The sequence below is a fragment of the Enterococcus pingfangensis genome (assembly GCF_005405205.1).
GTDB classification, from domain to species: Bacteria; Bacillota; Bacilli; order Lactobacillales; family Enterococcaceae; genus Enterococcus_A; species Enterococcus_A pingfangensis.
This window is the reverse complement of sequence record NZ_BJDP01000003.1, coordinates 1-19833: the sequence shown is the minus strand read 5'-3', so window position 1 is coordinate 19833 and position 19833 is coordinate 1. Positions and strand designations below refer to the sequence as shown.

The 19833-nt window shown below is 41.2% G+C and carries 19 protein-coding genes and 1 other annotated feature; of the genes, 3 read left to right on the top strand and 16 right to left on the bottom strand.

Features of this window, described 5'->3' with window-relative positions; all coding sequences use genetic code 11:
- Nucleotides 1-73: 73 nt before the first annotated feature.
- The 10 genes from smpB to FFM63_RS01765 all read right to left on the bottom strand — a co-directional run bounded on the left by smpB (nt 74) and on the right by FFM63_RS01765 (nt 9498).
- Nucleotides 74-538, bottom strand: coding sequence for an SsrA-binding protein SmpB (smpB, locus tag FFM63_RS01810; RefSeq protein ID WP_137604035.1), 465 nt, complete (start codon nt 536-538; stop codon nt 74-76).
- 1 nt (nt 539) lies between these two features.
- Nucleotides 540-2912 carry a ribonuclease R gene (gene rnr / locus FFM63_RS01805; protein ID WP_137608637.1) on the bottom strand — a complete coding sequence of 791 codons (2373 nt, stop codon included), beginning with the start codon at nt 2910-2912 and terminating at the stop codon, nt 540-542.
- Nucleotides 2893-3657: an alpha/beta hydrolase gene (locus FFM63_RS01800; RefSeq protein WP_137608636.1), complete on the bottom strand. Its 765-nt coding sequence runs from the start codon at nt 3655-3657 to the stop codon at nt 2893-2895. Before FFM63_RS01800 ends, rnr begins: the two co-directional genes overlap by 20 nt.
- Before the next feature lie 191 nt (nt 3658-3848).
- Nucleotides 3849-4085, bottom strand: coding sequence for a preprotein translocase subunit SecG (gene secG, locus FFM63_RS01795; RefSeq protein ID WP_137604038.1), 237 nt, complete (start codon nt 4083-4085; stop codon nt 3849-3851).
- 80 nt (nt 4086-4165) lie between these two features.
- Nucleotides 4166-4441: a GNAT family N-acetyltransferase gene (locus FFM63_RS01790; protein ID WP_137608635.1), complete on the bottom strand. Its 276-nt coding sequence runs from the start codon at nt 4439-4441 to the stop codon at nt 4166-4168.
- A gap of 39 nt (nt 4442-4480) precedes the next feature.
- Nucleotides 4481-4747 carry a (4Fe-4S)-binding protein gene (locus tag FFM63_RS01785; RefSeq protein ID WP_137608634.1) on the bottom strand — a complete coding sequence of 89 codons (267 nt, stop codon included), beginning with the start codon at nt 4745-4747 and terminating at the stop codon, nt 4481-4483.
- A 62-nt stretch (nt 4748-4809) separates the two neighbouring features.
- Nucleotides 4810-5148 carry a hypothetical protein gene (locus tag FFM63_RS01780; protein WP_137608633.1) on the bottom strand — a complete coding sequence of 113 codons (339 nt, stop codon included), beginning with the start codon at nt 5146-5148 and terminating at the stop codon, nt 4810-4812.
- Entirely contained in the window at nt 5135-5638 is a 504-nt protein-coding gene (locus FFM63_RS01775; RefSeq protein WP_137608632.1) for a gamma carbonic anhydrase family protein, read from the bottom strand. Before FFM63_RS01775 ends, FFM63_RS01780 begins: the two co-directional genes overlap by 14 nt.
- A gap of 372 nt (nt 5639-6010) precedes the next feature.
- Entirely contained in the window at nt 6011-7771 is a 1761-nt protein-coding gene (locus tag FFM63_RS01770; RefSeq protein ID WP_137608631.1) for an ABC transporter ATP-binding protein, read from the bottom strand.
- Nucleotides 7768-9498, bottom strand: coding sequence for an ABC transporter ATP-binding protein (locus FFM63_RS01765; protein WP_137608630.1), 1731 nt, complete (start codon nt 9496-9498; stop codon nt 7768-7770). Before FFM63_RS01765 ends, FFM63_RS01770 begins: the two co-directional genes overlap by 4 nt.
- A gap of 357 nt (nt 9499-9855) precedes the next feature.
- On the opposite strand from FFM63_RS01765, the gene FFM63_RS01760 reads away from it, so the two are divergent.
- The 3 genes from FFM63_RS01760 (at nt 9856) to FFM63_RS01750 (ending at nt 12458) form a co-directional block, all read left to right on the top strand.
- A complete protein-coding gene (locus tag FFM63_RS01760) occupies nt 9856-10068 on the top strand; it encodes a DNA-directed RNA polymerase subunit epsilon (protein WP_137608629.1) in 213 nt (70 codons plus the stop codon).
- 1 nt (nt 10069) lies between these two features.
- Entirely contained in the window at nt 10070-11746 is a 1677-nt protein-coding gene (gene rnjA, locus FFM63_RS01755; protein WP_137608628.1) for a ribonuclease J1, read from the top strand.
- Between the two features lie 208 nt (nt 11747-11954).
- On the top strand, nt 11955-12458 hold the full coding sequence (locus tag FFM63_RS01750; RefSeq protein WP_137608627.1) for a TetR/AcrR family transcriptional regulator: 504 nt from the start codon (nt 11955-11957) through the stop codon (nt 12456-12458).
- Nucleotides 12459-12620: 162 nt separating this feature from the next.
- On the opposite strand, the gene FFM63_RS01745 is transcribed toward FFM63_RS01750, so the two are convergent.
- From FFM63_RS01745 to FFM63_RS01720, 6 genes are all read right to left on the bottom strand, one after another.
- Nucleotides 12621-12821: a cold-shock protein gene (locus FFM63_RS01745; RefSeq protein ID WP_137608626.1), complete on the bottom strand. Its 201-nt coding sequence runs from the start codon at nt 12819-12821 to the stop codon at nt 12621-12623.
- A gap of 151 nt (nt 12822-12972) precedes the next feature.
- Nucleotides 12973-13662, bottom strand: a complete 690-nt coding sequence (gene radC, locus FFM63_RS01740; protein ID WP_137608625.1) for a RadC family protein — start codon at nt 13660-13662, stop codon at nt 12973-12975.
- Nucleotides 13663-13712: 50 nt separating this feature from the next.
- A complete protein-coding gene (locus FFM63_RS01735; protein WP_137608624.1) occupies nt 13713-14372 on the bottom strand; it encodes an HAD family hydrolase in 660 nt (219 codons plus the stop codon).
- Nucleotides 14359-15678, bottom strand: coding sequence for a bifunctional folylpolyglutamate synthase/dihydrofolate synthase (locus tag FFM63_RS01730; RefSeq protein ID WP_171000176.1), 1320 nt, complete (start codon nt 15676-15678; stop codon nt 14359-14361). The genes FFM63_RS01735 and FFM63_RS01730 overlap by 14 nt, the downstream gene beginning before the upstream one ends.
- Before the next feature lie 184 nt (nt 15679-15862).
- A complete protein-coding gene (locus FFM63_RS01725; RefSeq protein ID WP_137608623.1) occupies nt 15863-18502 on the bottom strand; it encodes a valine--tRNA ligase in 2640 nt (879 codons plus the stop codon).
- Between the two features lie 156 nt (nt 18503-18658).
- Nucleotides 18659-18870 (bottom strand) — a binding site (T-box leader).
- A gap of 33 nt (nt 18871-18903) precedes the next feature.
- The gene (locus FFM63_RS01720; RefSeq protein WP_137608622.1) at nt 18904-19539 is read right to left on the bottom strand and encodes a redox-sensing transcriptional repressor Rex; all 636 of its coding nucleotides are present in this window, start codon (nt 19537-19539) and stop codon (nt 18904-18906) included.
- Between the last annotated feature and the right edge of the window lie 294 nt (nt 19540-19833).

Here is a 19833-nt window from a genome sequence, read left to right as displayed (position 1 = left end):
TTGTAACTAATCGTATCAAAATTTATAATGAAGTAAAGAGATCCTCTTTAAATATGCGAAAAAGAATATTTTGTTACCGTGCGTAATTTTTTAACGTTCGGCTAATCTGGCGATCAACATCTTTGCGTTTCAAACTTTCTCGCTTGTCGTATTGATGTTTCCCTTTAGCTACCCCGATCAAGACTTTCGCATAGCCATCCTTTAAATAAACTTTCAAAGGAACGAGGGTGATGCCGGCATTTTTGACTTCGCCGGCTAAACGAGCGATTTGTTTTTTGTGCATCAATAGTTTGCGTGTACGTACGGGATCGTGGTTAAAGATATTTCCTTGTTCATAAGGGCTGATATGAACATTGTATAAAAATATCTCGCCATTGCGGATCCGTGCGAACCCATCTTTCAAATTGATCCGGCTGTTGCGAATCGATTTGATTTCTGTCCCTTGCAAGACGATCCCCGCCTCGATCGTATCCGTGATCGTATAATCATGACGCGCCTTTTTATTTTGCGCCACTAACTTGCCTTCGCCTTTTGGCATACTATCCCTTCTTTCTACCTGGCTTTTTCTTTTTAGGTACCGTTTTATAAAAAGCCTTCTTACCTTTTTTCTTTTTCTTGTCGCCAGCATTTTTTTGACGCTCAGAATTTTTGCTACGATTTTTTTCAGCTGATTGATTGTTTCTTCGTTCACCTGCAGGTTTGCGGCGGCGGTTGCGATTGTTTCCTGGGATCTCTAAAGCCGGGATTTCTTCTGCTTCTAAAAGTTCAAAATCAATCTCGCGTGTTTCAGGATCTGATTTAGTAACTTTTACTCGTACTTTTTGACCGATTTTAAAGGTTTGCCGTGTCCGTTCGCCGACTAAAGCCAACTGGTTTTCGATAAAGTGGAAGTAATCTTGTTTTAATTCGTTTAAGTGGATCAGACCTTCGACTGTGTTTGGCAATTCGATAAAGATCCCAAACTTCGTCACGGAACTGATGATTCCATCAAATTCCTCACCAATTTTTTCCGCCATGAATTCTGCTTTTTTCATGCTGTCGACTTCACGTTCCGCTTCAACCGCGCGGCGTTCCATTTTCGAGCTGTGATCAGCGATTTCAGGCAATGATTCTTCCCATTTGACTTTGGTTGCTTCGCTTTGATCTTGACTATATGATCGAATCAACCGATGAACGATCAAATCAGGATAGCGGCGAATCGGTGACGTAAAGTGCGTATAATATTCTGCTGCTAACCCGTAATGTCCATAGTTGTCTTCTGAATAGCGGGCTTGCTGCATACTGCGTAACAACATCGTGTTGATCACCGCAGCTTCCGGCTTATCTTCCACATCATCAATGACTTGCTGCAAGTCTTTTGGCGTGATCGTATTTTTAGTTCCTTTAACTAAGATACCCAAAGCAGCCGCAAAATCAAAGAAGCGCTGCATTTTTTCTTCTTTCGGTTGTTCATGGATCCGATAAATAAATGGCAGTTTCAATTGATTGAAATGTTTGGCGACTGTTTCATTCGCTGCCAACATAAACGATTCGATCAATCGCTCGCCGACTCCGCGTTCTCTCAACTCGATATCTAACGGACGCCCTTCAGGATCGACTAAAATCTTCGCTTCGCGGTCTTCAAAATTGATCGCTCCGCGGTGATTGCGCCGGCCTTCAAGAATTTGATGGAGTTCCTTCATCAAATGAAACATCGGCACTAATGTTTGGTACCGTTGAATCGTTTCCGGATCTTCTTCCTCCAAAATCGCATTCACAGCAGAATACGTCATTCGTTCACTCGTTTGAATGACACTTTGAAAAATCTCATGACGCAAAATCGTACCTGCTGCATCGATCTCCATCTCGCAACTCATCGTCAGCCGCGAAACATGCGGATTCAATGAACAAATACCATTGGATAATCGTTGCGGAATCATGGGAATTACTCGGTCCGTCAAATAGACACTCGTTCCACGTTCAAACGCTTCTTTATCAAGCACACCATTTTCAGTGACATAATGTGACACGTCTGCAATATGAACCCCTAAAAAATAATTGCCATTTTCTAATTTGCGTACAGTGACTGCATCATCCAGATCTTTCGCATCAGCCCCATCGATCGTAACGATCTGCTGATCGCGTAAATCTCGGCGGCCGACCAAATCTGTCTCGCTGATTTGATCCGGCACTTGTTCTGAAGCTGTTTGAACTTCTTCAGGAAAAGCCGTCGGGATTCCTTGCGCGATGACGATTGATAAGATATCCATCCCAGGATCATTTTTATGTCCGACTACTTTAGTCACTACGCCTTCCAAACTTTCAGCGTAACCTTTTTCCGGATAATGAGTGATCTCAACGATAACGATGCTGCCATTGACTGGCTGGATCCCTTCAGCCGCAATAAAGACTTTGAACTGCGCACTTTTCTTATCTTTTGGTTTCACATAACCAAACAAATCAGATTCTGCGATCTCCGCAACATCAAAAGCGGTAAATTCACCAACGAGTTGTTGGATCTTTCGTTCTTTGATAGAAACTACTCGACCCTCTGCACCACGTTCAGAAAAAAGATCGGCTGTTTTTTGGATATCGATCATGACGATGTCGCCATCCATCGCAAAATTCGTCGCGTCTTTTGGGATGAAAACATCCGGTTCTTCTGGATCAATCGTTACAAAACCGAAACCGCGTTCATTACGCCGAAAGATCCCTTCAACTTCGATTGGTTGAAAAGGCAATTTAATCCGGCCTTTTTTATTAAATTCCAACGCTTTTTCTCGCTCCAGCTGTGCTACTGTTTGAACGAGCATTTTAAAATCAGCACTTTTGCGCATATTTAAAATTTCTGCTAATTCTTCCATTGAAAGACTTTTTTTATTGGCTGCTTTCAACCCAGCCAGTATTTCTGCTTTAATTGTTTTTTTCTCCATTATTTTCTCTCCAGCCAAGACTCGCTAAAAAATCGGCTACGTCTTGTTCAAATTGTCTTCTTTCAGGTCCAACCGTGATCACATGTCCACTCTTAGGATACCAGTTCAAAGTAAAAGTTGTCTGTCGCAAACGTTCTGCTGTTTGAAAGACGCCTTCAGCCTCGATCATTTCATCTTGTCCAGCCTGTGCCATAAAAAAAGGACAATTGATTTTCGCCAAATTTTCAAATGCATGGTGCGCCTGTTCTTCGATCGTTGCTAACTGTTGTTCTACTAATGAGCGATAGCTTTCGATTTTTTCTTCCACCATTTCTCCGTTTGTCCGTTCTAGGACTTGCCGAGCATATAATAGGAAGTTTTCTGTCACGTTGTTTTTGACCGGTGCGATTGGTGAACAGAAAAAGCCGCCGCCAATCAACTCATCCGGCAGAACACTCAATAATCGGGTAGCAAAGATTCCACCCATTGAAAGTCCGAAAACAGCGATTTCTTGATAGCCTTGTGAGCGTAAAAATTCTACCGCACGCTGGCTGTCTTGCCACCAATCTTCAGCCGTTTCTTGTAAGATATCCAGCGGATCCGTTGTTCCATGACCCGTGTACATAGGAACATAAACTGTATAATTTAATTTTTCTAAAAAACGCGCCAGCATCCGAACATCATTCGGACTGCCTGAATAGGCATGCAAAAGCAGAACCGCTCGTTTTCCATGTGGCAAAAACAATGAATCAGGTGCTTGGATCATTTTTCTTCACTCCTTGTGGCTCATTTGAACATTATAAAATTCCTAGTAAGAATAATTGCGTTTAACTCTTTTCTATTTATCTACTGATTCTGACTAAGGTCAGACCGTCATTTAAGTATACCCTATCTTAGAGTGTACTTGATTTAAGACAAATACAAAATAAAAAAGACCTCTCACTTGAGAGGCCGGCTTTATTTGCTAGATAAAAACATTAATACGAAGAGTAAAATCAGCCAAATCGCACCTAAAATCGCGGTAGATCGTTGCATCACAGCTTCAAATCCACGTGCTTTTTGTTTACCAAACAGCTGATCAGCGCCGCCAGTGAACGCGCTTGCCGCACTATTTTGTTTGCTAGGTTGCATCATGATCGTGATAACGATGATCACTGATAAAACTAAGATCACACCCAAAATAAAATTATACAAAAGATGATCCTCCTTATTTCCAAACTACCTCATTCTCAACTTTAGCATAAATGAAGGCTTTTGACTAGAGAAGGGTTAAATTATTTTCTTAAAACATCGCCGTATTCCGCTTTTTCCTCAAATTCTTTTTTTGCAAACGGACATAACGGAATGATTTTTTTGCCTTCTTTACGCGCCTTTTCGACACCTGCTGCAACTAATTTTTCAGCTAAACCTTGACCACGATACGTTGGATCAACAAATGTATGATCGATTATCATGATTTCCGGCCCGGCAACTGACCAAGTCATTTCCCCAGCTTCTTCATTTGCATCATTCAATAAAACCAGACGTTCTTTTTCTTCTTTGATTTCCATTGCGATTCTCCTCACTAAATTTATTTGTTACTATTTTATTTACTTTTTGATCACGTATTTCAATGCACCGCTAGGACAAGTATCCACAACGTAACTGGCATTTTCAACACTGCCGTTATCAGGAATGATCCATGGTCTGCGGCCTACCTCAAAAATTTCTGAATTTCCCCGAACACAATTACCGATGTGCGCGCAAACATCTTTATTATAATAAATATCAATACCTTCACCCTGATATTTGCGATAACCTTGAGCCAATAACCCTTCTTCATTTAGCGGCTCATGATCAAATTTGCTTCCGTCCATTTTTATCACTTCCTTTTAGTAAGATTATATATGGAATCAGGAAAAATTTATACTAAATTGTCTTATTTTGTTAAAAGATCTACTAACAGCTGCATCGCTTGATACGCATCGGTTTGATCAGGAAATGCTAAAATAAATTTATGATTTCTAAGCGTTTCCACAACCAACTCAAAGATTCCAGCTTGTTGTCTAAGCGCAAAGGGTTTCAAACAATCTGGTGTGAAATAAATATTTCGCGGTTCTTTCGTTAAATCATCTTCTTCCAGTACGTGCAGACCACGACTTGAAAAAATCAAGATCTCTCCAACTTGATCTTCATAGATTGCCAACTGATGCAATCCTTCATCCGGAAATAAGGCGCGCAATTGTGCCTGTAATAATAAGAAACTAGCCTCTTTCATCAGCAGATCCTTCGAATGCTTGAAATTCCTGATTCAAATACGCTTGACCAAGTTCATAATAATGCTGAGCATTTTCTTGATTCTTTTTGATTTCTTCGGGTGTTAGTTGGCGTATCACCCGTGCCGGAGAACCAAAAGCCAAAACGCCTGACGGGATCACGGTGCCTTCTGTCACTAATGAGCCTGCACCGATCAAACTATTTTCACCGATCTCCGCATGATTCAAAATCGTCGAACCCATTCCGATCAATGCACCCGAATGAATCGTACAACCATGAATGATACACGCATGACCGACCGTCACATGATCTTCTATCAAAGTCGGCGCCTCATGATCGACATGGACGATCGTTCCATCTTGAATATTGCTTTTTTTACCAATTGAAATACTATTGCTGTCGCCGCGCAAAACACTTTGAAACCAAATCGTCGAACCTGCTCCGATGGTCACATCCCCATACACATCTGCACTATCTGCAATAAAATCCATTTTGTTCTCTCCTTCATAAAGCTGTCTCAACTTAGTCATTTTGGCTAATAATTTTCAAACTAAGTATAGCATTTATTGAATGCGCCTTCCTCAATAAAAAACAGCAAAGCGAAAGATTTTTCTTTCGCTAATCCAAGCAAAAATAACTCTGGCTATTTTTAAATGCGGCCGCTTTACTTTCACCCATCGTTTAGATTGACTATAAAAAAATGGGGCGCGACAAAATGTCGTCCCCTCTTTTTCCGAATAAACGGTGTTACAGAAATAGCCGCTTCAGAATTAAGCCGAAATTTCATAAAAATTTGAGCAGCAATTTTTAAAAATCATTCTTTCTTGAAGCTGTCTGCTTCTGTCATAACCTTCTGCTTAAGATCATTCACTTTCTTCCATGAACTGACTGTTGTAAAGCTGTTCATAAAAACCGCTTTGTGCCAATAATTCATTGTGCGTCCCATGCTCAATGATCTGTCCATCTTTCATGACTAAGATAAGATCTGCATCACGAATCGTCGATAAGCGATGAGCAATCACAAAACTGGTCCGTCCTTGCATCACCCGATCCATCGCTTTTTGGATCAGGCCTTCTAAACGAGTATCGACAGAACTGGTGGCTTCATCCAAGATCAAAATTTTTGGATCAGAGATCACTGCCCGCGCGATCGTCAACAATTGTTTTTGACCAAGCGACACATTATCTCCTTCTGAATTGATTGCCATTTCATAACCACCTGGCATCGTTCGAATAAAGTGATCGACATTGGCAGTCTTGGCCGCATCGACAACTTCATAATCCGTTGCCTCTAAACGGCCAAAGCGAATATTATCACCAATCGTGCCTTCATACAGCCATGCGTCTTGCAAGACCATACCAAACAGCGAACGAACATCCGAGCGTTTCATTTCTTGAGTGTTTACTCCATCAATCAAAATTTTTCCGTTGTCGATGTCATAAAAACGCATCAATAAATTGATCAACGTCGTTTTCCCTGCACCGGTCGGCCCGACGATTGCCACGGTTTCACCAGCTTTGACTTCAAAACTTAAATCTTCGATCAGCGGTTTCTTTGGATCATAGCTGAATTTTACATGATCAAAGACGACATTTCCTTGGACAGGCTCTGGCAATGGGACATCTTGTTCATTCAATTCTTCTTCAGGTTCGTCCAAAATTTCAAACACTCGTTTAGCTGAAGCTGAAGCACTTTGGATCATCGATGACAGCTGCGTGATTTCTCCCATCGGCTGGCTGACTTGCCAAATGTATTGAATAAACGCCTGCAGCTGACCGACTAAAATCACTCCATGGATCACATTCCAACTACCGAGGATCGCCATCGCGATGTAGGTCGCATACGCCGTTACTTGAACCAGCGGCTGCATCAAACTAGAAACAAATGCGGCGCGGAAACCAAAACGACGCAGTTCATGATTGACTTCACTGAAACCAGCCAATGTTTCTTGCTCGCGGCCATACAATTTTAAGATGCTGAAACCCGTCATATTTTCTTGGACAAAACCATTCAGTTCACCAAGTGAATTTTGCATTCCTTGGAAATCTTTTTGTGAGACTTGGACGATTTTTCGGGAGATCACAATCGATAACGGAATCATGATCATCGAGAAAACAGCCATCAGTGGATTGATATAAAACATCATCGCAACCGCCAGTAAAATTCCTAAAACCGCATTGATCGATTTAATGATCGCTTGCTGCATCGCGTTGCTGACAGCATCCACATCATTTGTTACCCGTGACAAGATATTTCCTTGTTGATTGCGGTCAAAATAAGAGACAGGCAGGCGATTGATCTTCGCTTCAATGTCTTCGCGCAAATCTCGCATCGCCGATTGAACGACATTGGCCATCAGCCAGCCGGTTCCTAATTGTGTGCCGCAATACACGATCCCAACGATCACGATCACTACTAACCATTTAAAAACATAATCAAAATTGATTGCTTCGCCTTGCGCGACATTCTTGCTGACTTCTGTCGTAGGCAGCCCGGTCAAATAAGGCATCCACGTGCCCAAGAGCAATGTTCCGACTACCAATGCCAAGACTAAGATGAACGTTTTTTTGTAAGGATTGATATAATGCATCAACCGTTTCAAAGAAGAAGTATATTTTCTCATGCTAATTCCTCCTTCGATAATTGCGAGGCGGCGATGTCATAATAAATGGGACATTTTTCTAATAATTCGCGGTGAGTGCCGATCCCGACAACATCCCCTTCATTCAGTACGATGATTTTATCAGCATGCATGATCGTCCCGACCCGCTGAGCGACAATCAAAACTGCCGATTCAGTCGTTTCTCTTTTTAAACGAGCCCGCAGTTTTGCGTCTGTTTGATAATCCAATGCGGAAAAACTATCATCGAAGATATAAATTTCTGGCTGACGAATCACCGCACGCGCGATCGCTAAGCGCTGTTTTTGTCCACCAGAAAAATTACTGCCGCCTTCTGCTAATTTTTCTTGATAGCCAGCCGGCTTTTGAGCAATAAATTCCGCAGCTTGTGCGATCTCAGCCGCTCGTTCCAACTCTGCTTGTGTCGCATCTTTTTTCCCATAACGTAAATTATCGGCGATCGTTCCGGTAAATAATTGGGCTTTTTGCGGAATATAACCGATTTTTTCACGCAGATCTTTCAAACGATATGCGCGCACGTCTTGACCATCAACCAAAACTTGACCTTCTGTCACATCATAAAACCGCGGGATCAGTTGGATCAACGTTGATTTGCCCGAACCCGTACTGCCGATAAAAGCTACCGTCTCGCCTGGATTTGCGGTAAAGCTAACATTTCGGATCACCGGGCTTTCTGAATGGCCCGGATAAGCAAAGGTCACGTTGCGAAATTCTAAGGAACTTTTTTCGACCGGTTCAGTTGTTTTTACCGGATTATCTTTGATCAATGGTTCCATATCAAAAACTTCTTGAATCCGTTGCGCCGAAACATTTGCCCGCGGATACATCATAAAGACCGTCGCAAACAACATGAAAGAAAACAGCGCGTGAAAAATGTATTCAATAAATGCAATCAACGTTCCGACTGCTAATGAACCGTGACTGATTTGAATGGTCCCATTCCAAATGATCAAGACCATCACGACATTAAATAGAAAGAAAAAGCCTGGCTGCGCTACCGCCATCAGATGGAACAAGCTTTTTGAGCTGTTTGTATACGCATCATTCACCAATCGAAAACGCATCTCTTCAAATTTTTCATTCACAAACGCACGGATCACGCGTAAACCTGAGAGGTTTTCTCGCAAGATTCCATTGATATCGTCTAAATTCTTTTGCTGTTTTGTCGACAACGGTTCTGAAAATTTCGCGATCAAGAGGACTGCCAACAATAAGATTGGCAGTGCCAATAAGACATAAAAACCTAAGCCGGGACTCGTGCGCATAATCAAATATAAACTCATCCCAAACATCATAGGCGTCATAAAACCCGTCGTCAAAATATTTTGCATGAACAACATGATTTGATACGCGTCATTTGTCGTTCTAGTAATCAAAGAAGGCACACCAATCTGCTCATACTCTGAATGTGAAAAAGTCTGAACTTTTTCAAACAAATCATCACGGATCGCGGCAACCATTTTAGAGGTGATCCGAGAACTGAAGTAACGTAATGAGATGTTCATGACGATACCGATCACTGTGATCACAATCATTAGGATCCCCATTCTTTGTATATAATCAAAATCACTGTTTCCGATCCCCCGATCAATCATCATAGCCAAGATCGTCGGCAATCCCAACTCAATCAAGATAAAACCAAAAACACTGATGAAATCAAACAATAATAACTTTTTGTAGCGTAAAGTATACCGCAACATCAACTTCATTTTCTCGCCTCTTTCTATACCGTAATAATTTCAATATAGCATAAACCAATCGCTTCCGCCTCCTTAATAATCAGTTTTTTATTTTAGTTTTTTTAGACTTTCTGAAAAGTTTTAAGGAATCCTCATTTCACTTCCTAGTTTCTATACTTCTTATATATTCTGTGATAAACTACAAGTAATTGTTGTAAGAACAACCCAATGAACGGTGAAATTGTTTTTTCAAGCAAGAAGCAAAGACGAGGCTTCTTCTCAACGCTTTACCTAAACTAAGACGTTGAGCATAAAAAAATAGGTGGCAGTCGCCCCTCATTTTGTCGTGGAAAAAATTGCTAATATGCAAATAAAGGAGATTGATTTATGATTTACAAAGTTTATTATCAAGAGACCAAAGAACGGAACCCAAAACGCGAACAAACTCAATCACTGTATGTAGAAGCAGATGGTGAAGAAATGGTTCACAACTTATTGCGCGATAACACCCCATATAACGTGGAATATATCCAACTTTTAGACGGCAATCATTTAGAGTACGAAAAAGAAAATGCCGACTTCAAGTTAACGGAGTTCTAATATGAAACTCTCGCTAAAAAACAATGAAACTGGTGTTTTTGCTATTGGCGGATTGGGCGAAATCGGAAAAAATATGTATGGGGTCCAATTTCAAGATGAGATCATCATTATCGATGCCGGAATAAAATTTCCGGAAGATGATCTGCTAGGAATTGATTATGTCATTCCCGATTTCAGTTATGTTGTCCAAAACATCAACAAAGTCAAAGCAGTAGTGATCACGCACGGACACGAAGATCATATCGGCGGCGTGCCTTACCTATTGAAACAAGCCAATATTCCAATCTATGCCGGCGCATTAGCTTTGGCATTGATCAAAAACAAATTGGATGAACACGGCTTGTTGCGCGATGCAGAATTGCATGAGATCGATGAAGACTCAGTCATTCGCTTCCGCAAAACTTCGGTGAGCTTTTTCCGTACGACCCACAGTATTCCTGATCCATTAGGCGTCGTTGTTAAAACACCTTCTGGGAATGTCGTGGAAACAGGTGATTTCAAATTCGACTTCACCCCCGTCGGCCAACCGGCTAATTTACATCGGATGGCTAAACTCGGAGAAGAAGGCGTTTTGTGTCTGCTTTCTGATAGTACGAACGCAGAAGTCCCAACATTTACCAAATCTGAGCAAACGATTGGTCAATCGATCTTGCGGATCATGGAAAAAATCAAAGGACGGATCATCTTTGCAACGTTTGCTTCTAATATTTCCCGGTTGCAGCAAGCGGCGACAGCTGCTGTGGCGACAGGACGTAAGATTGCCGTATTTGGTCGCAGCATGGAAAATGCGATCGTCAACGGCCAAAAGTTAGGCTACATCACTGTTCCTGACGGGACTTTCGTCGCTGCTCATGAGATCAATCATTTACCAGCAAACAAATTAATGATTTTATGTACAGGTTCTCAAGGCGAACCGATGGCCGCTTTATCGCGGATCGCAAATGGAACGCATCGCCAGATTCAGATTCAACCAGATGATACGGTGATTTTCTCAAGCTCGCCGATCCCTGGAAATACTACCAGTGTCAATCATCTGATCAACTTGCTTTCTGAAGCTGGTGCCGAAGTAATCCATGGAAAAGTAAACAACATCCATACTTCTGGTCACGGCAGTCAGCAAGAACAAAAATTAATGCTACGCTTGATGAAACCAAAATATTTTGTTCCGATCCACGGTGAATTTCGAATGCTCAAGATCCACACGGGTCTGGCACAAGACACCGGTGTTCCTGAAGAAAATTGTTTCATCATGGACAATGGCGACATGCTTGCACTAACAGCTGACAGCGCGCGTCGTGCCGGTCATTTCAATGCCAGTGATGTTTATGTCGACGGCAGTGGTATCGGTGATATCGGTAATGTTGTCTTGCGTGATCGTCGAATTCTTTCCGAAGAAGGATTGGTTCTCGCTGTTGCAACAGTCGACATTGCGAAAAAAGAAATTCTGGCAGGTCCCGACATCTTATCCCGCGGTTTTGTCTACATGCGCGAATCTGGTGAGATGATCAATGAAGGACAACGAATTTTGTTCCATGCGTTGCGTGAAGCTTTAAATGAAGTTGGCTGTACAGAAACAAAATTAAAAAATGCGATGGTCGCGGCTTTGCAGCCATTCTTATTTGATCAGACAGAACGTCATCCAATGATCTTGCCAATGATCATGACACCTGATAATTAACCAAAACATCTATCTAAATTTTTAGATAGATGTTTTTTTTTAGCTGAGTCGGTAAAAATCCTTTATAAAAAGATTATTTTTTATTCAATTCCCAAAAAATAATTGACAAACAACGAATTTATTTGCACAATAAAGATTATCGATACAAATATAATTTTTTTTATTGTTTTTTTCGAAACTTTTAATTAAAGATAAAGGAAGATCACTTATGGTAAGAACACAACGCGTACAACGAAGCCACATTATTGACGGCGCTTATCAATTGATTATTGATGAGGGCTTTAAAAAATTCCACGCTCGCAACATCGCCCAACACATCGCCTGCTCAACACAGCCGATTTATCGCGAATTTGCCAATCTTGCTGAATTGAAATCCGTTTTGACTAGCCGGATCTTAGTGAAATACAGCGATTTTTTGCAAGATCAAGAACCAAGATCGTTGCAGAGTCTCTCAACAACCATCACAAACTACGCATTAGATTATCCAGATGAGTTTCATCGTTTCTTTTTGCAAGACTCTGACACCATCCAGTTAGTCAAGCAAGTGACTAAAGACACCTTTGTTGCGCTCCAATCAGAAAAAAATAATCCACTCTTCTTTGATTTTTTCTGGCAATACTGTATCGGTAAAGCCGCGTTGGCGATCAATAACGCAAACCATACCGCCGATTTAGAAGAAGATCGTTTTTTTCAATTCTCTATGGAAAATTAAGTTCCAGCTTTTTGCTTCAGTCTAAAGAAAGCGCTTCTTTATTTCGCCAAAAATCGGTTCGAAACACTTCAAGACTCAAGCTCCGACCAATCGTTTGGCGAAATATCCGCTAAGCCGAATATAAAAAGAGCCTTAGAGAAAAATCTCTAAGGCTTTGTCATTTTATTGTTTAACTACGTTAACTGCTTGAGGGCCGCGATCGCTTTCTTCAACATCAAAAGTTACTGCTTGTCCTTCTTCAACTGTTTTGAATCCATCACCTTGGATAGCTGAGAAATGTACGAATACATCGCTGCCGTCTTCGCGAGTAATGAAACCAAAGCCTTTTTCTGCGTTAAACCATTTTACTGTTCCGTTTTCCATGAATAAAATCCTCCTCGTGCCTGGGCACTTATTGATTGTAACATTGCTAGCTGACGAAAAGGAAGACATCTGTATACCAACTCGCAACTCAAACAAGATTACATTAATAGTTTAACATTGGTTTTATTCTGTACGCAAGGGTTTTCAATTACTACTTTAAGTACTTTTCTTCCCGTAAACTGAAATATTTGGTTTCCCCAACGATAATGTGGTCCAACAACTCGATTCCCATCATCGTGCCGCATTCCCGCACACGCTCAGTAAATTCTAAATCATTTTGCGAAGGCAGTGGATTGCCTGAAGGATGATTGTGTCCAAGAACCACTCGTGCCGCGCTAGTTCGTACCGCTTCACGAAATATTTCCCGCGGATGTGCAATCGACTGATTCAAAGATCCGATAAAAATCGTCTTCTGGAAAATGATCTCATTTTTAGTATTTAAGAAAAAGGCCACTAAATGTTCTTGCTGATAATCTTTCAATTCTGTTATTAAAAACTGGCCGAATGAAAAACTGGATTGGATTTTCCCCAGCTTGGGCTGCAACGCTCGATAAATCCGATAACCAAATTCCATCATCGCCTTCAGTTCAATGGCTCGCGTTTCTCCGATTCCTTTAAATTGTTGCAGTTCTTGTAAGGTAGTGTACTTTAACTCATAGAGTGTCGAATATTCCCGCAAAATATTGCCGGCTAGCTCCATGACATTCTGCTGACGTGATCCGTTGCGCAAAATGATCGCTAATAATTCTTGATCAGATAAATGCTTCTCACCTTCTCGCAACAATCGCTCACGCGGCCACGAGCTTTCTGGCAACTCTTGCAACAATGAATTCTTTTCCATAAAAAAACTCCCTTGCCTACTTTTCTATAAAGTACGCAAGAGAGGCTTCTTTATTTTTCTAAAAAGTCGATTACTTCATGTAAAGAGGATAAAACGGCCTCGGTTTTTTCTTCCAGTTCAGCTGTTGGCGGTAAAATATCTGGGATCATCACAACTGGAACGCCTGCGCCTTCTGCTGCTAGAATTCCATTTTTAGAATCCTCCAAGACTAACCCATCAGCCCCAACGATTCCCAATCGGTCAGCTGCAATAACAAAAATTTCCGGATCAGGTTTAGCAAATTTTACATCTTCTGCCGAAATGATCGCAGAAAACTTGTCGCGAATGCCGGCATGTTCTAATAAAATTTCAATGATTGGTCGAACATTGCTTGATGCTAAGACCCGTGGGATATTTTTTTCTTCCAAATAAGCCAATAATTCATAAACGCCTGGTTTTAAATCGACCTTGCCTGTTTTGAAACGATCATGGGCCATTCCCCAACTCTCATCAATGAATCGTTGGACGGTCTCTTTTCCATGATCGGCATACATTTTATGCAACTCAGCCCAGACCTCTTCATCTGAGACGCCAATAAACCGAGCATAGATCTCTTTGGTGAAAGGAAGACCGTATTTGTCCGCCACCACTTGGTTTGCTTCATAATAAATTGATTCTGTATCAAACAGCAGTCCATCCATGTCAAAAATGATTCCTTTAATTTTTTTCATTCGTGCCTCCTAAGTTTAATAATAGTTGCCGTACTTCAGAAACGAAGTACAGTGATCCCGTAATCAATAGCAAATCATCTGCTCCCATAGTTTCCAACAACTCGCCTAAACCGAATTGCCAAAGAGAAACAACTTCAAATCGACTGTCCAATCTATCAAAACGGCTGAGATCCAAAGCTTTAGGATATTCAAACGTTGTTAAATAAATTTTCACATTGGGAATGGTCGAAAGTTGCGTCAGCATATGATCCACATCTTTTGTTTCCAATGCGGAAAAAAGAATTTTTACATTATAACCGCGAAATTCACGTTTTATATTTTCAACTAACCGTTCCATCGCATGTCCATTATGGGCACCATCCATCACGATCAACGGTTCATCGCTGATTTTTTCCATCCGAGCGGGCCATTGCGCGTGCAATAATCCCTTTTGAATCGTTTTTTCTTCAAACGGCAGTCCTTTTAGTTCGCAATACAAATGGAATAATTCAATCGCGACTCCGGCATTTTCTACTTGATGCCGTCCTAACAAGGGAACTTTCAATGCCGGAAACTTGCCCGACCGATCGGTAAAATTGAACAATTCGCCCCAAGTTGGATCTGGCCGCATGTAATCTACCTGATATTCTTCACCGTATCGATAGATTTTAGCTGTTTCAGCTGCCGCCTTTTCAATGATTTCGATCAAAGGACCTTTAGTAATGTTTCCGGTCACGACTGGAACATTCTGCTTGATGATCCCGGCTTTTTGGTACGCGATCTCATTGAGTGTGTCTCCTAAAATATCCATATGATCATAACCAATGGTCGTGATTGCCGTCAAAATCGGTAAGACAACATTGGTCGAATCTAACAAACCGCCCAATCCGACTTCAACAATCGCCACATCGATTTTTTTTGCAGCAAAATAATCGAGCATGATCGCTGTTAAGATCTCAAATTCTGTGATGCCGCTGATTGCCGGCTCTTGATCCAATTCCGCAACGATCGGTTGGAATTTTTTTACATAATGAATCAGCTCGTCATCAGGAATAGATTTCCCGTCTATCGCGATCCGTTCATTGAATTCTTCAATATACGGCGAAGTAAAACTTCCGACGGTCAGACCGGCTTCGATTAAAATACTGCGCAAATAGGCGACAGTGGAGCCTTTGCCGTTTGTCCCGGCGATATGGATCACGGGAACTTTTTTTTCGGGATGGTCTAGTTTAGTTAATAAGGCTTGGATACGATCTAAACCTGGACGGGATCCAAATTTTTTTCGACTGTGAATCCAAGCAATCGCTTCTTCTATCGTCAAAATCATTCGCCTCATTTACATCATTTTTTGTATATTTCTAGTATAGCAAAAATTATCAAAGAAAGATTCCCTAGCGCTGACGGATTCTTTTAAAAGACAAATTTTTTTAAATTCTGGACAATACAACTTCTGCTTTCTTTACCACAAAAAAATGGGTGCGACCTTATTTAGTCACACCCACTACTTTACTTTAAGAAATTGTCCGCAAGCTTTCGATCCGTTCTTGAACGGCCGCTTGTTTTTCTAAATAATCTTTTTCTTTTGCGCGCTCTTCCGCAACAACATTTTCAGGAGCATTTGCGACAAAACGTTCGTTAGCAAGTTTCCCTTGCACACGTTTGACTTCACCGCTCCATTTTGCTAATTCTTTTTCTAAACGTTTGATCTCTTCTTCGATGTTGATTAATCCAGCTAGCGGAAGATAGATTTCTGCACCGGTCAATACAGCCGACATCGCTAAATCAGGTGCCGTGATCTCACTGCTGATCGTCAATTCTTCTGGGTTACAGAAGCGTTCGATGTAGCTAGTATTTTCGATCAAAAATTCATCGACTTTTGGATCACTTGTTTTGATCAGCAAAGTGATTGGTTTTGAAAGCGGCGTATTCACTTCCGCACGAATATTCCGAACAGAGCGAATCAATTCTTTCAAGACTTCCATCCCTTTAGCAGCTGTTTCATCATTGTTTTCTGGATGAACGACTGGATACTCAGCAACGACTAACGATTCACCCTTATGCGGAATCTTCGCCCAGATTTCTTCTGTTACGAATGGCATGATTGGATGCAATAAACGCAAAGTTTGATCTAATACGTGGATCAAGATGCTCTTCGTTGTCCGTTTCGCCGTCTCGTCTTCACCGTAAAGGATTTCTTTACTCATTTCGATATACCAGTCACAGAAGTCATCCCACATGAAGTTATATAGTTGACGACCGGCTTCACCAAATTCAAATTGATCAAACAAATTAGTAACTTTTTCGATGGTTTCATTCAAACGAGTCAAGATCCAACGATCCGCCACTGTTTTTTCACCAGTGAAATCAATCTCTTCTGTCGTAAAGTCTTCAACATTCATGATTACGAAACGAGACGCGTTCCAAATTTTATTGATGAAGTTCCAAGCAGCATCCATTCTTTCATAGCTGAATCGGACATCTTGCCCTGGCGCAGAACCAGTCGATAAGAACCAGCGCAATGCATCGGCACCATATTTTTCAATGACATCCATCGGATCGATTCCATTGCCTAAAGATTTACTCATCTTGCGTCCTTGTTCATCACGAATCAATCCGTGGATCAAAACATTTTTGAATGGCCGTTCATCCGTAAACTCTAAACTTTGGAAGATCATCCGGCTGACCCAGAAGAAAATAATATCATAACCGGTAACTAATGTGCTCGTCGGGAAGTAGCGTTTGTAATCTTCGCTTGCTTCATCCGGCCAGCCCATCGTAGAAAATGGCCACAAAGCAGAACTGAACCATGTATCCAATACGTCTGGATCTTGTTCCCAGTTCTCACTATCAGCTGGTGCTTCCATCCCAACGTACATCTCACCAGTCTCTTTATGATACCAAGCCGGGATTCGATGGCCCCACCATAATTGACGAGAGATTACCCAGTCATGAACATTTTCCATCCACGTCATAAAGGTATTATTGAAACGCGGTGGGAAAAATTCTACTGCATTCTCTGTACTTTGATTATCTACAGCTTGCTCAGCAAGAGGACCCATTTTGACAAACCATTGAGTAGATAAACGCGGTTCAACTACAACACCGGTTCTTTCAGAGTGTCCAACACTATGAACCATGTTCTCAACTTTGATCAAACGACCGATTGCTTTTAAATCAGCGACAATTGCCTTGCGAGCGGCGAAACGATCCATCCCAGCATATTTTCCAGCTAGCTCATTCATGCTGCCGTCTGGATTCATCACGTTTACTCGCGGTAAATTATGACGATTGCCCACCTCAAAGTCATTAGGATCATGAGCGGGTGTGATCTTCACCGCACCGGTCCCAAATTCACGATCAACATAAGTGTCTGCAATGATCGGAATTTCTTTGTCTACTAAAGGCAGGATCGCCATCTTGCCGATCAAATCTTGGTAACGTGCATCATCAGGATGGACTGCGATTGCAGTATCACCTAACATCGTCTCAGGTCGAGTCGTTGCGATTTCTAAGACTCCACTGCCGTCAGCTAACGGATACGATACATGATAGAAAGCACCTTCTAAATCTTTGTGGATCACTTCAATATCAGATAGCGCCGTCTTTGCTTGTGGATCCCAGTTGATGATGTATTCTCCACGATAGATCAATTTCTTTTCATATAAAGAAACGAAGACTTTCCGAACCGCTTCAGATAATCCGTCATCTAAAGTAAAGCGTTCACGGCTATAATCTAAAGACAATCCTAACTTAGCCCATTGTTCACGGATGTGACCTGCATATTCATCTTTCCATTGCCAAACTTGATCGACAAATTTTTCGCGACCAAGATCATAGCGAGAGATTCCTTGTTCTCTTAATTTTTCTTCCACTTTTGCTTGTGTTGCGATTCCTGCATGGTCCATTCCGGGCAACCATAATGTATCAAAACCTTGCATCCTTTTTTGTCGAATGATCATATCTTGCAACGTTGTGTCCCAAGCGTGACCTAAGTGTAATTTTCCCGTCACATTTGGCGGTGGGATCACAATAGAATAAGGTTTGGCTTTTTTATCTTCTGATGGTTTGAACAACTCTTGGTCTAACCATTTTTGGTAACGACCGGCTTCAACTTCTTGCGGATTGAATTTTGTTGGTAAATTTTCAGTCATATACGTTCCTCCTAGTGATTGTTTGGTGTTAGTCAGCTCAGAATATGCTTCGTATGCGGATTAGCTGAACAGCAGTATTCCCACAAACTATTTCCTGATTTTCTGCGTTGTAAATTAAGAAACAGAACTAACAAAAAGTCCTAGAACACAATTGTGTTCTAGGACGTAAATTACGCGGTACCACCTAAATTGCAGAAAAAATTCTGCCGCTCAAACATGGATAACGGTCATGCGCCGCACGTCCCTACTTCTTTCAGAACGCAAAACTCCCAAGCTACCTTCCATGAGTCAAAGCGAAAATGTTTCAGCCTAGCATCTTCTCTCTCAACCTTTGCTGCTCATGTACTCCTCTTGATCCTCGTTTGACCCATTTTACAATGAAGTCTGAGACTTGTAAAGTCCTACTGCCCATCAAAATAGATCAGCGTCTGCAATTCTGAGGTCAAATCGATGTAATGGACATGGACATTATCTGGGACTTTCAATGGATCTGGCGCAAAATTTAAAATCGCCGTGATCCCATTCGCAACTACTTGATCGATTGCCGTTTGAGCATTTTGGCTTGGAACGGTTGAAATCGCAACAGTAATTTTTTCTGCAGCTAAAACTGTGGCCATTTCATCAATCGAATGAATCTGATAGCCACAGATTTCTTTGCCAATTTTCTCAAGATCGTTATCAAATGCACAAACGATTTTCAAATTTTCGTTCCGGCGAAAATTATTGTTCAACAACGCTTGTCCTAAATTTCCGCAACCAATCAGCGCGATCCGTTTTTCTTCTTTTGTTTCTAACATCTCACTAAACACTTTGATCAAATCACGCACATCATACCCATATCCGCTGCGACCCAGTTCACCAAAATGCGAAAAGTCGCGCCGAATCGTCGCTGATCCAACTTGTGTCATTTTGCTCAGTTCAGAAGATTTGATACGAATGACATTATTTTTTTCTAGTCCCTTCAAACAACGTAAATACAAAGACAATCTTTTCGTTGTCGCTTTTGATAACAGTGGCTTTTGAAGTATCTGTTCCATGATCATTCTCCTTATTCGTTTTAATGAATTAATTTTTTTAAAAAAAATTAGTTTGATGCTCATGCCGTATACCATTCCGCTATACTTATAAATTTTTTTATACTGCTAAAAGCGGAACTGGCATTCTTATTCGTTTTAATGAATTAATTTTTTTAAAAAATTAGTTTGTTGCTCGTGCCTACCATTCCGCTATACTTATAATTTTTTTTATACTGCTAAAAGCGGAACTGGCATCCTTATTCGTTTTAATGAATTAATTTTTTTTAAAAATTAGTTTGTTGCTCGTGCCTACCA

What these genes read in the sequence shown, in the direction of transcription:
- smpB (WP_137604035.1), bottom strand. Translation starts at nt 538, where the DNA reads ATGCCAAAAGGCGAAGGCAAGTTAGTGGCGCAAAATAAAAAGGCGCGT.
- rnr (WP_137608637.1), bottom strand. Translation starts at nt 2,912, where the DNA reads ATGGAGAAAAAAACAATTAAAGCAGAAATACTGGCTGGGTTGAAAGCA.
- FFM63_RS01800 (WP_137608636.1), bottom strand. Translation starts at nt 3,657, where the DNA reads ATGATCCAAGCACCTGATTCATTGTTTTTGCCACATGGAAAACGAGCG.
- FFM63_RS01790 (WP_137608635.1), bottom strand. Translation starts at nt 4,441, where the DNA reads ATGGAAATCAAAGAAGAAAAAGAACGTCTGGTTTTATTGAATGATGCA.
- FFM63_RS01785 (WP_137608634.1), bottom strand. Translation starts at nt 4,747, where the DNA reads ATGGACGGAAGCAAATTTGATCATGAGCCGCTAAATGAAGAAGGGTTA.
- FFM63_RS01780 (WP_137608633.1), bottom strand. Translation starts at nt 5,148, where the DNA reads ATGAAAGAGGCTAGTTTCTTATTATTACAGGCACAATTGCGCGCCTTA.
- FFM63_RS01775 (WP_137608632.1), bottom strand. Translation starts at nt 5,638, where the DNA reads ATGGATTTTATTGCAGATAGTGCAGATGTGTATGGGGATGTGACCATC.
- FFM63_RS01770 (WP_137608631.1), bottom strand. Translation starts at nt 7,771, where the DNA reads ATGAGAAAATATACTTCTTCTTTGAAACGGTTGATGCATTATATCAAT.
- FFM63_RS01765 (WP_137608630.1), bottom strand. Translation starts at nt 9,498, where the DNA reads ATGAAGTTGATGTTGCGGTATACTTTACGCTACAAAAAGTTATTATTG.
- FFM63_RS01760 (WP_137608629.1), top strand. Translation starts at nt 9,856, where the DNA reads ATGATTTACAAAGTTTATTATCAAGAGACCAAAGAACGGAACCCAAAA.
- rnjA (WP_137608628.1), top strand. Translation starts at nt 10,070, where the DNA reads ATGAAACTCTCGCTAAAAAACAATGAAACTGGTGTTTTTGCTATTGGC.
- FFM63_RS01750 (WP_137608627.1), top strand. Translation starts at nt 11,955, where the DNA reads ATGGTAAGAACACAACGCGTACAACGAAGCCACATTATTGACGGCGCT.
- FFM63_RS01745 (WP_137608626.1), bottom strand. Translation starts at nt 12,821, where the DNA reads ATGGAAAACGGAACAGTAAAATGGTTTAACGCAGAAAAAGGCTTTGGT.
- radC (WP_137608625.1), bottom strand. Translation starts at nt 13,662, where the DNA reads ATGGAAAAGAATTCATTGTTGCAAGAGTTGCCAGAAAGCTCGTGGCCG.
- FFM63_RS01735 (WP_137608624.1), bottom strand. Translation starts at nt 14,372, where the DNA reads ATGAAAAAAATTAAAGGAATCATTTTTGACATGGATGGACTGCTGTTT.
- FFM63_RS01730 (WP_171000176.1), bottom strand. Translation starts at nt 15,678, where the DNA reads ATGATTTTGACGATAGAAGAAGCGATTGCTTGGATTCACAGTCGAAAA.
- FFM63_RS01725 (WP_137608623.1), bottom strand. Translation starts at nt 18,502, where the DNA reads ATGACTGAAAATTTACCAACAAAATTCAATCCGCAAGAAGTTGAAGCC.
- FFM63_RS01720 (WP_137608622.1), bottom strand. Translation starts at nt 19,539, where the DNA reads ATGGAACAGATACTTCAAAAGCCACTGTTATCAAAAGCGACAACGAAA.